The organism is Aeromonas sp. 84A (assembly GCF_051919345.1).
Taxonomy (GTDB): domain Bacteria; phylum Pseudomonadota; class Gammaproteobacteria; order Enterobacterales; family Aeromonadaceae; genus Aeromonas; species Aeromonas veronii.
In genome coordinates this window covers 3,896,360-3,908,642 of sequence record NZ_JBQBEW010000001.1, presented here as the reverse complement: position 1 = coordinate 3,908,642, position 12,283 = coordinate 3,896,360, and the positions used below count along the sequence as shown (strand labels likewise).

Annotated in this window: 12 protein-coding genes; all 12 read left to right on the top strand. The window is 58.4% G+C overall.

The window, feature by feature from the left end; genetic code table 11:
* Positions 1–63: 63 nt before the first annotated feature.
* Positions 64–621 (top strand): ribosome recycling factor, encoded by a 558-nt coding sequence (gene frr / locus ACTG20_RS17575; RefSeq protein ID WP_005338576.1) that lies wholly within the window; start codon positions 64–66, stop codon positions 619–621.
* A 72-nt stretch (positions 622–693) separates the two neighbouring features.
* Complete coding sequence (uppS, locus tag ACTG20_RS17570) at positions 694–1,470, top strand: polyprenyl diphosphate synthase (RefSeq protein WP_005338574.1); 777 nt, start codon at positions 694–696, stop codon at positions 1,468–1,470.
* Between the two features lie 27 nt (positions 1,471–1,497).
* A complete protein-coding gene (locus tag ACTG20_RS17565) occupies positions 1,498–2,355 on the top strand; it encodes a phosphatidate cytidylyltransferase (RefSeq protein WP_026034918.1) in 858 nt (285 codons plus the stop codon).
* Complete coding sequence (ispC, locus tag ACTG20_RS17560; protein ID WP_042081107.1) at positions 2,355–3,551, top strand: 1-deoxy-D-xylulose-5-phosphate reductoisomerase; 1,197 nt, start codon at positions 2,355–2,357, stop codon at positions 3,549–3,551. The genes ACTG20_RS17565 and ispC overlap by 1 nt, the downstream gene beginning before the upstream one ends.
* On the top strand, positions 3,551–4,903 hold the full coding sequence (gene rseP / locus ACTG20_RS17555; RefSeq protein WP_194496542.1) for a sigma E protease regulator RseP: 1,353 nt from the start codon (positions 3,551–3,553) through the stop codon (positions 4,901–4,903). The genes ispC and rseP overlap by 1 nt, the downstream gene beginning before the upstream one ends.
* Positions 4,904–4,937: 34 nt before the next feature.
* Positions 4,938–7,469, top strand: coding sequence for an outer membrane protein assembly factor BamA (gene bamA, locus ACTG20_RS17550; RefSeq protein ID WP_021229212.1), 2,532 nt, complete (start codon positions 4,938–4,940; stop codon positions 7,467–7,469).
* Positions 7,470–7,618: 149 nt separating this feature from the next.
* On the top strand, positions 7,619–8,131 hold the full coding sequence (locus ACTG20_RS17545) for an OmpH family outer membrane protein (RefSeq protein WP_005338563.1): 513 nt from the start codon (positions 7,619–7,621) through the stop codon (positions 8,129–8,131).
* Positions 8,132–8,134: 3 nt separating this feature from the next.
* Positions 8,135–9,154, top strand: coding sequence for a UDP-3-O-(3-hydroxymyristoyl)glucosamine N-acyltransferase (gene lpxD / locus ACTG20_RS17540; protein WP_005338561.1), 1,020 nt, complete (start codon positions 8,135–8,137; stop codon positions 9,152–9,154).
* Positions 9,155–9,178: 24 nt separating this feature from the next.
* Positions 9,179–9,640: a 3-hydroxyacyl-ACP dehydratase FabZ gene (gene fabZ, locus ACTG20_RS17535; RefSeq protein WP_005338559.1), complete on the top strand. Its 462-nt coding sequence runs from the start codon at positions 9,179–9,181 to the stop codon at positions 9,638–9,640.
* 5 nt (positions 9,641–9,645) lie between these two features.
* A complete protein-coding gene (gene lpxA, locus ACTG20_RS17530) occupies positions 9,646–10,437 on the top strand; it encodes an acyl-ACP--UDP-N-acetylglucosamine O-acyltransferase (RefSeq protein ID WP_005338557.1) in 792 nt (263 codons plus the stop codon).
* Positions 10,430–11,569, top strand: a complete 1,140-nt coding sequence (gene lpxB, locus ACTG20_RS17525; protein ID WP_194496541.1) for a lipid-A-disaccharide synthase — start codon at positions 10,430–10,432, stop codon at positions 11,567–11,569. The genes lpxA and lpxB overlap by 8 nt, the downstream gene beginning before the upstream one ends.
* A gap of 118 nt (positions 11,570–11,687) precedes the next feature.
* Positions 11,688–12,278 carry a ribonuclease HII gene (gene rnhB, locus ACTG20_RS17520; protein WP_043818967.1) on the top strand — a complete coding sequence of 197 codons (591 nt, stop codon included), beginning with the start codon at positions 11,688–11,690 and terminating at the stop codon, positions 12,276–12,278.
* Positions 12,279–12,283: the final 5 nt, after the last annotated feature.

Below are 12,283 nucleotides of genomic sequence, written 5' to 3'. Positions count from 1 at the left end.
CACGTCAGTAAATAAGATAGACACGGGCCGTGTAGCGGCTCGTTCGCCAAAAGGAAAACCACTGTGATCAACGAGATTAAAAACGACGCCAAGGACCGTATGGGCAAGAGCGTAGAAGCGCTCAAGACCCAAATGTCCAAGATCCGTACCGGCCGTGCTCACCCGAGCCTGCTCGACGGCATCCAGGTTGAGTATTACGGTGCTGCCACTCCGCTGAAACAGTTGGCCAACGTCGTGGCAGAAGATGCTCGCACCCTCTCCATCTCCATTTTTGACCGCTCCATGATCCAGGCGGTAGAGAAGGCGATTCTGACCTCCGATCTGGGCCTGAACCCGTCCAGCAATGGCCAGACCCTGCGCGTACCGCTGCCGCCGCTGACCGAAGAGCGTCGTCGCGACCTGACCAAGATCGTCCGTGCCGAAGCGGAAAACGCTCGTGTTGCCGTGCGCAACATCCGTCGTGACGCCAACGCTGATCTGAAAGCGCTGCTGAAGGACAAAGAGATCTCCGAAGACGATGACCGTCGCGCCCAGGAAGAGATCCAGAAACTGACCGACTCCTACATCAAGCTGGTCGATGAGGCCCTTGCCGTAAAGGAGAAGGAGCTAATGGAAATCTAACCGTCTGAAAGGTATATTACGAGCGCCGTGTAGTGCCCCTGCACGGCGCTTTTGTCTTTGTGGGAGAATTACATGTCGCTTTTGGCTGCGTTGGGTGATTGTGCCAACTCGTCTTTACCCCGTCACGTCGCCATCATCATGGATGGTAACGGTCGCTGGGCCCAGAACCGAGGCAAGATGCGGGTTTATGGCCACAAGGCGGGCGTCAAGTCAGTGCGCGAGGCCGTTACCTTTGCTGCGCGTGCCAAGATCGAGGCATTGACCCTGTTTGCATTCTCCAGCGAGAACTGGCGCCGCCCGGAAGGGGAGGTCAGTGCCTTGATGGAACTGTTCATCACAGTGCTGGGTCGTGAGGTGCAGAAACTGCACAACAACGGGATCCGGCTCAAGGTGATTGGCGATACTGCTCGCTTTAGTGAGCGGTTGCAGGCCAAAATCGCCAAGGCGGAGGCCTTGACCGCCAATAACAAGGGGTTGACCCTGAACATTGCGGCCAACTATGGCGGTCAGTGGGATATCGCCCAGGCGGCCCGCAAGCTGGCTAAAGCAGTGGCGGCCGGTGAACTGGCCGCTGACGACATTGATGAATCCATGTTGACCCGTGAGGTTTGCATGGCCGATCTGCCACCCGTGGACCTGTTGATCCGCACCGGTGGCGATCATCGCATCAGCAACTTTGTGTTATGGCAGCTCGCCTATGCCGAGCTCTATTTTACCCCGGTATTGTGGCCCGATTTCAACGAGGCCGAGTTCAGTGAGGCGGTCGCCTCTTTCGTTGCCCGCGAGCGTCGCTTCGGTTGCACGGGTGAACAGATACGGGAATTGATCGCCGAGCAGCAGACCGGCTAAACCCCGCTCCCAAGAGAGAGGTTTCTTTTGCTAAAACAACGAATTATTACTGCTTTGATGTTGATCCCCCTGGTGTTGGGGGCGCTCTTCTTTCTGCCATTGAAATTTTTTGCCCTGTTGGCTGCGCTGGTGTTTTTGTTGGCCAGTCGCGAATGGAGTGGGTTTGTCTCTGCTGCTCCGCAGCAATGGCTGCCCATCGTATTTTGTCTGTTGCTCGGTGCCAGCCTCTTTTGGCTGCCGGTGGAGCAACTCTGGACGCCCCACCTGCACCCCCTCGTGATGGGCGTGCTCTGGACCGCGGTAAGCTGGTGGCTGCTGGGTCTGCTGCTGGTGCTGCGCTATCCCCAAAGCGCCAAGCTGTGGAAAGAGTCTATCTGGCTCAAGTCGCTGTTTGGTCTGGTGACCCTGGTTCCCTTCTTCTGGTCGCTGGTCGCCATCCGTGGTTACAACTTTTACCATGACCCCATGATGGGCGCCTGGATCCTGTTGTTCGTGATGGGGCTGGTCTGGGCGGCAGATTCTGGCGCGTATTTTTTCGGCAAGGCGTTCGGTAAGCACAAGCTGGCACCTGCTGTGAGTCCGGGCAAAACCATCGAAGGAATGTGTGGCGGCCTCTTTACCGCCAGCCTGCTGGCCATCGGCGTTACCTGGTCGATGGGATTTGTTCCTGCCAAGATGATCACCGTGCTGTTTTGCTCTCTGCTGGCGGTGCTTGCTTCCGTACTCGGTGATCTGACCGAGAGCATGTTCAAGCGCGAAGCAGGCATCAAGGACTCCGGCACCCTGCTGCCTGGTCATGGCGGCATTCTCGACCGGATTGACAGCCTGACCGCCGCTCTGCCGGTGTTTCTGCTCAGTTATCTGCTACTCAGTCAGGAGTTTTGATGCACAAGTCACTGGTTATTCTGGGAGCCTCCGGCTCCATTGGTCAGAGTACCTTGAAAGTGCTGCGCCATAACCCGGGCAGTTGGCAAGTGTTGGCGTTGACCGCCGCCCGCAACGTGGATGCCATGTTGCGGGACTGCCTCGAATTCTCCCCCCGTTTTGCCGTGATGGTCGATGAGGATGCCGCCCGTGAACTGGCTGCCCGTCTGAAAGCGCACGGCAGTGCGACCCGGGTTATGTCTGGTGCAGCCGCCCTTTGCGAGGTTGCCGCTCACCCCGACACCCATAGTGTGATGGCCGCCATTGTCGGTGCGGCCGGACTGGCCCCGACCATGGCCGCGGTACGTGCCGGCAAGCGTATTTTGCTGGCCAACAAGGAGGCGCTGGTGATGTCCGGTGCTTTCTTCATGGAAGCCGTGCGCGAACATGGCGCCGAGCTGCTGCCCATCGACAGTGAACACAATGCCATCTTCCAGTGTCTGCCGACTGCCGTGCAGCGCCAGCCCGGTTTTTGCGATCTGGCGGCGGCGGGGATCAGCAAGATTTTGCTGACCGGTTCTGGCGGCCCGTTCCGTTACACCGAGATCAGCGAGCTGGCGAAGGTGACGCCGTCGCAGGCCATCGCGCATCCCAACTGGTCGATGGGGGCCAAGATTTCGGTCGACTCCGCCACCATGATCAACAAGGGGCTGGAGTACATAGAGGCGCGCTGGTTGTTCAATGCGGCGCCAGAGCAGATCCAGGTGGTGATCCACCCGCAGTCGGTGATCCACTCCATGGTGCAGTACAAGGATGGCTCCGTGCTGGCTCAGCTGGGCAATCCGGATATGTGTACCCCCATCGCCCATGCGCTGGCTTATCCCAATCGCATCCCCTCCAGTGTGGAACCTTTGGATTTCTTCAGTGTCGGAGAGTTCAGCTTTATCCGGCCTGATTATGATCGCTACCCCTGTCTGGCGTTGGCCATCAATGCCTGCCAGAAGGGACAAGCGGCGACCACTGCGCTGAATGCAGCCAACGAGGAGGCGGTTGCCGCCTTCCTGGCCGGGCGCATCGGTTTTATGGATATTGCCCGGATCAACGAGGCAGTGATGCTGGCGCTGGAGAGCAGCGCCGTCGGCTCGCTCGATGATCTGTTTGCCCTGGACGGTGCGGCAAGAGCCCGTGCACACACTTTGATTGAGGAGCTTGGCTGATGGGCGGTGTGTTGTGGAACATCGGTGCCTTTATCGTTGCCCTCGGGTTGCTGGTTGCGGTTCATGAATTTGGTCACTTCTGGGTGGCTCGTCGCTGTGGCGTCAAGGTCGAACGCTTCTCCATCGGTTTTGGCAAGGCGATCTGGCGTCGGATGGGTAAGGATGGCACCGAATATGTGCTGGCGCTGATCCCGCTCGGTGGTTACGTCAAGATGCTCGATGGCCGGGTCGATGAACTCAAGCCCGGTGACGAGCAGTATGCCTTCAACCACAAGAGTGTCTGGGCGCGGATGGCGATTGTTGCCGCAGGTCCCATGGCCAACTTCGTGTTTGCCCTGTTTGCCCTCTGGCTGATGTTTATCATCGGGGTGCCGAGCGTCAAGCCGGTGATCGGTGAAGTGCGTCCGGCATCCATCGTAGCCGAGGCGGGTGTGCTGCCGGGGATGGAGATTGTCGGGGTCGGCGATGAGCAGACCGGTGACTGGGAGAGCGTCACTTACGCCCTTATCAGCCATCTGGGTGACGATGCTGTGACTCTCAAGGTGCAGGCACCCAATACCAGCTATGCCACCGACAAAACCTTGTCGCTGACCGGCTGGACCTTCGATCCGGATAAAGAGTCGCCCATCGGCAGCTTGGGAATTATCCCCCTGAGTGGCAAAGTGCTGCCAGTCGTGGCTGCCGTGGTGGCCAAGAGTGCCAGTGAAAAGGCGGGGTTACAGGTCGGTGACCGTATCAAACAGGTCGGCGATCAGCCTATTACCGCGTGGGCCCAGTTTGTCGAACTGGTGCAGCAGGCTCCGGGCGAGCCCCTGCAAATGGTGGTTGAGCGCAACAACAGTGATCTCAACGTGACCCTGACCCCGGATAGCCGCAAGGTGCAGGGCAAGCTGGTAGGATTTGTCGGTCTCTCGCCGCAACTGGTTCCATTACCGGATGAATATCGAATTCTGTTACAGTATGGGCCTTTGCAGGCGCTGTGGCATGGCGCGGACAAGACCTGGAGCCTGATCACGCTCACCTTTGACATGATTGGCAAGTTGATCGGTGGCATCGTGTCGCTGGACAACCTGAGCGGCCCCATCTCCATTGCCAAGGGCGCCGGCAGCAGTGCCGACTATGGTCTGGTCTATTTCTTGAGTTTTCTGGCGCTGATCAGCGTCAACCTGGGGATTATCAATCTGTTCCCCCTGCCGGTGCTCGATGGTGGCCATCTGGTCTATTTCCTGATCGAAGCGGTCACCGGCAAGCCGGTATCAGAGAAAATACAGGAAGTGGGTTTCAGGATCGGCGCCGCCATTCTGATGTTATTGATGGGCATTGCGCTGTTTAACGATTTCGCTCGCCTCTGAGGCCAGAGCATCAACAAGGACACATAAGAACAAAATGGCTGTTAAAAAAGCATTGGTGTTGAGTTGCCTGCTGGGTGCCAGTTTCCTGGCCCAGGCGGCCCCTGCCTCTTTTGTGGTGCAAGATATCCAGGTCGAAGGTCTGCAACGGGTGACCCTGGGTGCCGCACTGTTGAACCTGCCGATCCGGGTCGGTGATACCGTCGACTCCGTGGCTCTGGCCAGCGCCATCAAAAAGCTCTATGCCTCGGGTAACTTCGAGGATGTGAAGGTTTACCGTGATGGCCAGGTGCTGCAGGTGATGGTCAAGGAGCGTCCAACCATCTCCAGCATCGAGTTTGCCGGCAACAAGGATATCAAAGAGGAGCAACTGACCCAGAGTTTGGAGTCCTCCGGTATCCGTGTGGGCGATCCGCTGGATCGCACCGTACTCACTTCCCTCGAGAAGGGACTGGAAGATTTCTACTATGGCGTGGGTAAATACTCCGCCAAGGTCAAGGCCATCGTCACCCCGTTGCCGCGCAACCGGGTCGACCTCAAGTTCACCTTCGTGGAAGGGGAAGCGGCCAAGATCCAGCAGATCAACATCGTCGGCAACAGCGTTTTCCCTGAAGAGAAGCTGATTGCCCAGCTCTCCCTGCGCGACGAAGTGCCCTGGTGGAACTTCACCGCCGATCAGCGCTATCAGAAGCAGAAACTGGCCGGTGATATCGAGACCCTGCGCTCTTACTACATGGACCGCGGCTATATCCGCTTCCAGCAAGAGTCTACCCAGGTCTCCATGACCCCCGACAAGAAGGGCGTCTATGTCACCCTCAACATCAAGGAAGGGGATCAGTACAAGGTCTCCGGTGTCCAGCTCAAGGGTGACCTGATCGATCGCGGTGGCGAGATGAAGGGGTTGATCCCGATCGCTGCCGGCAGCACCTACTCTGCCAGTCAGGTGACTCATACCGAAGAGGTGCTCTCCAAGTTCCTCGGTCGTTACGGTTATGCCTATCCGAAAGTAGTCACCTTCCCGCAGATCAATGACAAGACCAAGGAAGTGGAGCTGATCGTCAACGTTGAACCGGGCCCCCGTGTCTATGTGCGCAATATCAACTTCAGCGGTAACGCCACCACCGAAGATCAGGTACTGCGTCGCGAAATGCGCCAGATGGAGGGCACCTGGCTCTCCTCCGACAACATCGAGCAGTCCAAGAGCCGTCTCAACCGCCTTGGCTACTTCGAGAGCGTCGAAGTGGACACCAAGCGGGTGCCGGGCAACGATGACCTGGTTGACCTCGACTTCAAGGTCAAGGAGCAGCCAGCAGGCTCCATCAACGCCGGTATCGGTTACGGTACCGAATCGGGTCTGAGCCTGCAGGCGGGGATCTCCCAGGACAACTTTATGGGTACCGGTAAAAAGGTCTCCATCAACGCCAGCACCAACGACTACTCCAAGAACGTTGACCTGAGCTACAACGATCCCTACTTCACCGTGGATGGTGTCAGCCTGGGTGGTCGGGTTTACTACAACCAGTTCCGCGCCGATGATGCCGATATCGTTGATTACGAGAACGAAACCATCGGTTTCCGTCTCTCCAGCGGCTTCCCGGTCAACGAGTTCAACCGTCTCGACTTCAGTACCGGTATCGAGAGCACCAAGTTGAGCCGTCCGTCATTCAATGCCCAGAACTATCAGGAGTGTCTGAAAGACAATCCGGATACTGATGGCAATACCTACTGCTGGGATCAGTGGAACGATAACCGCCAGTCGGTACAGATGGATCAGTTCTGGAATGCTTACTCACAGGATGGTTCCAACCTCGACTTTGTGACCGTCGATGTCACCGCTGGCTGGACCCGCTCTACCCTGAACAAGGGGATGTTCCCGACTTCTGGCGATCGTCAGCGTATCAACGCCAAGGTGACCGTACCGGGCATGGAGCTGCAGTACTACAAGCTCTCTGCCGAGGATGCCCACTACTTCCCGCTCGATGCGGATCATAGCTGGGTAATGATCGGCAAGGGTCGTGTCTCCTACGGTAACGGCTATGGCGATGACTCCATGCTGCCGTTCTTCGAGAACTACTATGCCGGTGGTTTCGATACGGTACGTGGCTTCAAGAGCAACACCATCGGTCCCAAGGCGATCTACAAGACCTACAATAAGCCGGGTGCTGGCAGTTGCACGGGTTCTCAGCCGTGTGAAACTGGCTACTACGAAGGTTCCGACACCTCGGTGGGCGGTAACGCTCTGGCCGTCGCCTCACTGGAGCTGGTCTTCCCGACCCCGTTTGTTTCCGAGACCTATCGTCCGCAGATCCGTTCCACCGTCTTTATGGACGCAGGTACCGTCTGGAGCACCGATTTTGCCAACGGAGCATATCCTTGCGCCGCCGGTTCTGATTGCAACTATCTGAGCCAGGACTACTCCAACCCGGGCAATATCCGGGTCTCTGCCGGTGTCTCCCTGCAGTGGCTCTCGCCGATGGGCCCGCTGGTGTTTGCCTTGGCCAAGCCGATCAAGAAATATGAAGGGGATCGCACCGAAGTCTTCTCCTTCAACATCGGTCGTACTTTCTAAGCAGAGTTTCGCCCCCACCCATGCGGTGGGGGTCTTCAATGATGGGACGCGCGGTATGCGTGCCTCACCAGGTAACAAGACGGTCCTAACGCCGCTTGCATAATCGGGTAAATCAGGTAGCCCTCGCCATGAGGGAACAAGGAGTAAGTGTGAATAAAGCGTTGAAAGTAGCTGGTTTGAGCTTTGCACTGATGGCTGCCGGCATGGGTTCTGCCTTCGCTGAGACCAAGATCGCCGTGGTTGATATGGGCGAAGTCTTCCAAAAGCTGCCCCAGCGTGAAGCCGTTGCAGCCAAGCTGAAAGGTGAATTCGAGCCGCGTATGCGTGAGCTGCAGAAGCTGGAACAGGAAGGCCAGAAGTTGGTCGAGAAGTTCCGCAAGGATGAAGCCTTCATGAGCGCCGAGCAGAAGAAGCAGAACCAGGAGAAGCTGGCCAAGCTGCAGATGGAGTTCAACCAGAAGCGTCAAGCCTTTGAGCAGGACAACGGCCGCCGTCAGTCCGAAGAGCGCAACAAGATCCTGACCAAGGTGCAGGCTGCCATCGATTCCATCGCCAAGAGCAATGGTTACGATCTGGTGCTGGAGCGCAATGCTGCCCCGTATGCCGCCAGCAAGCTGGACATCTCCGGCCAGGTTATTTCTCAGGTAAGCAAGAGCAACTAATTGATGGCATTCACTCTCGCACAGCTGGCCCAGCAACTGGGGGCCCAGGTCCATGGCGACGGAACCCTGGAAATCCGCAAGGTAGCGACACTGGAAAAGGCCGGGGAGGGGGATATCACCTTCCTGTCCAATAAGAAGTACCGGCACTATCTGGAGCAGAGCAAGGCGACCGCCGTGCTTATTACAGAAGCGGATCTGCCATTTTGTCCCACCAATGCCCTGGTGCTCAAAGACCCCTATGTGGGCTTTGCCCGGGTAGCCCAACTGCTGGACACCACCCCGCAGCCGGCCACGGATATTCATCCGAGCGCCGTTATCGCGGCTGACGTGCAACTGGGCGAGAGAGTGGCCATCGGCGCCAATGCAGTGATCGAATCCGGCGTCGTGCTGGGTGACGATGTACGCATTGGCCCGGGCTGTTTTGTTGGCAAAAATACCCGGCTGGGAGCCCGCTCCCGGCTATGGGCCAACGTCACCCTCTATCACAATGTGACCATGGGCACCGACTGTCTGGTTCAATCCGGCACAGTGATCGGCGCCGATGGTTTCGGTTATGCCAACGAGCGTGGCGAGTGGATCAAGATCCCCCAGCTCGGCGGCGTGACCATTGGCAACCGGGTCGAGATCGGTGCCTGTACCACCATTGACCGCGGTGCGCTGGAAGATACCCGCATCGCTGACAACGTCATCATCGACAACCAGTGCCAGATCGCCCACAACGTGGAGATCGGTTACGGCACCGCCGTGGCGGGCTCTACCGTGATGGCTGGTAGTCTCAAGGTCGGCAAATACTGTATCATTGGCGGCGCTTCCGTCTTTAACGGGCATATGGAGATCTGCGACCAGGCCACCGTTACCGGTATGGCCATGGTGATGCGACCCATTACCGAGCCCGGTGTCTACTCTTCCGGCATCCCTCTGCAAACCAATAAAGAGTGGCGCAAGACCGCCGCCCGGGTGATGCGTATCGAAGAGATGCACAAGCGGTTAAGCAAGCTTGAGAAGAAGCTGGATCAAGAATAATCACGATTGGTATAGGGTACTGTTTTGACTACTGAAAAGAAGAGCCTGGGTATCCAGGAAATCATGGATCTGCTGCCCCACCGTTATCCGTTTCTGATGGTGGATCGTGTAGACGACTACGAGATCAGCGATGAGCGCAAAACTCTGCGCGCCATCAAGAACGTCTCGTTCAACGAGCCGATCTTCCAGGGGCACTTCCCGGCCAAGCCGGTGTTCCCTGGCGTACTGATCCTGGAAGCGATGGCACAGGCCACCGGTATCCTGGCCTTTACCATGGTGGGCAAGCCGTCTCCCAACGAACTCTATTATTTTGCCTCAATCGACAACGCTCGCTTCAAGCGTCCGGTCGGCCCCGGTGACCAACTGGTGCTGGACGTGGAGTTCCTGAAAGAGCGTCGCGGTATTGCCAAGTTCACCGGTGTCGCCACCGTCGACGGTGAAGTGGTCTGTACCGCCGAGCTGATGTGCGCCAAACGCGAGGTTTAACACACGTGATCGACCAGACTGCCATCATTCACGATACTGCCATCGTCCATGAGTCTGCCGTGATCGGTAAAGGGGTTGAAATCGGCCCCTTTTCTGTCATCGGCGCCGAGGTGGAAATCGGTGACAACACCTGGGTAGGTTCCCATGTGGTGATCAAGGGCCCGACCAAGATTGGTCGCGGCAACAAGATCTTCCAGCACACCTCCATCGGTGAGGATTGCCAGGACAAGAAGTACGCCGGTGAGCGCACCTTCCTCGAAATCGGCGACAACAACGTCATTCGCGAGAACTGCACCTTCCACCGCGGTACCATTCAGGATCAGAGCCTGACCAAGGTGGGCAGCGGCAACCTGTTCATGGTCAACGTTCATGTTGCCCACGACTGCATCATCGGTGACAACTGCATCTTCGCCAACAACGCGACCCTGGCGGGTCACGTGGTGATCGGTGACTTCGTGATCTTTGGTGGTCTCTCCGCCATTCACCAGTTCGGCCGAGTTGGCTCCCACGCCTTCGTCGGTGGCTGCGCCGCCCTGAACAAGGACGTGCCGCCTTACGTAATGGCCGCCGGCAACTACGCCAAGCCGTTCGGGGTCAACTCCGAAGGTCTGCGTCGCCGTGGTTTCAGCGCCGAGGCCATCTCTGCCGTCAAGCGTGCCTACAAAGAGATCTTCCGCTCCGGCAAGACCATCGAAGAGGTGCTGCCGGTGCTGATCGAGATGGCGCAAGCCGAACCGGCCGTCCAGCTCTATGTGGACTTCCTCAAAGATAACGAGCGCGGGATCATCCGTGCCTGATCCGGTTCGTATCGGTATCGTCGCCGGAGAGGTCTCCGGCGACATTCTGGCTGCCGGTCTGGTGCGCGAGCTGCAGGCCCGTTACCCGGATGCGCAGTTCGAAGGGATCGCCGGGCCGCGTATGCAGGCCCTCGGCGTCAAGGCCCTGTTCGAGATGGAAGAGCTCTCCGTCATGGGGATCACCGAGGTGCTGGGCCGTCTGCCGCGCATCCTCAAGGTCCGTCGCGAACTGTTGCGCCACTTTATTGCCAATCCGCCCGATATCTTCATCGGCGTGGATGCACCGGATTTCAATATCGGAGTGGAGCTGAAACTGCGCCGCGCCGGTATCAAGACGGTTCACTATGTCAGCCCCTCGGTGTGGGCCTGGCGCCAAAACCGCATTCACAAGATCAAGGCCGCCACCGACATGGTGCTCGCCTTCCTGCCGTTCGAGAAAGCCTTCTACGACCGCTTCGACGCCCCTTGCCGTTTTGTCGGCCACACCATGGCGGATGATATTCCGCTGGTACCGGATCAGGCTGCCGTGCGTCGCAATCTCGGTATCGATGCCAATCGCCGCTGGCTGGCAGTGCTGCCGGGCAGCCGCACCGCAGAAGTGGGCTTTATGTCCCCCCTGTTTCTCGAGGCGTGCAAACACCTGACGGTGCGCTATCCGGATCTCGGCTTCATCGTGCCGCTGGTCAACCAGAAACGGCGCGAGCAGTTTATGGCCATCAAGGCTGAGGTAGCGCCGGGTCTCGACATGGTGCTGCTGGAAGGGCAGGGCCGCGAGGCGATGATCGCCGCTGACGTGGTGATGCTGGCCTCTGGCACCGCGGCGCTCGAAGCCATGCTGGTGAAAAAGCCGATGGTGGTGGGCTACAAGCTCAAGCCCTTCAGCTATTGGCTGGCCCAGCGACTGGTAAAGACCGAATTTGTCTCTCTGCCCAACCTGCTTGCCGGTCGCATGCTGGTGCCGGAACTCATCCAGCACGAGTGCACCGCGGAGAATCTGGTGGAAGAGGTGAGCAAGTACTTCGAGCACGACAACAGTGCGCTGGTCAACACCTTCACCGAGCTGCACCAGCTGATCCGCTGCAATGCCGACTCGCAGGCCGCCGATGCGGTGGCGGATCTGCTCGGCAGATAACGCTATTTCGGACCGTCGATTGCGCCGCGCAGCCCGTTAATCCGTTTTCGAGCGGTAATGCCGCGCCAGTCGACCCCAGTCAGGCCCCACGGGGCCTGTTTTGATTCAAGGCTACAAGATGATGATCGATATTCCTGACGACAAGCTGGTTGCCGGTGTGGACGAAGTGGGTCGTGGCCCCCTGGTGGGTGACGTGGTCACCGCTGCGGTCATTCTCGACCCCGCCAATCCGATCGCGGGGCTAAACGACTCCAAGAAGCTCTCCGAGAAGAAGCGCCTCGCCCTGTTTGACGAGATCAAAGAGAAGGCGCTCGCCTGGGCCATCGGTCGCGCCACTCCGGAGGAGATCGACGAGCTCAACATCCTGCATGCCACCATGCTGGCGATGCAGCGAGCCGTGGCGGGGTTGAAGGTCACCCCCGAGCTGGTCTTTATCGATGGCAACCGCTGCCCGGCATTGCCGATGGAAGCGCGCGCCGTGGTCAAGGGCGATAGCCTGGTGGCCGCCATCAGCGCCGCCTCTATCCTCGCCAAGGTGACCCGAGATGCGGAGATGACCGAGCTGGACAGTCGCCATCCCGAGTATGGTTTTGCCCGCCACAAGGGTTATCCGACCGCTGAGCACCTCGCCATTCTGGCCGAACGGGGCCCGTTGCCCGAATATCGCAAGAGCTTCAAACCGGTGCGCCGCGCACTGGGGATCGAGTAGACCAT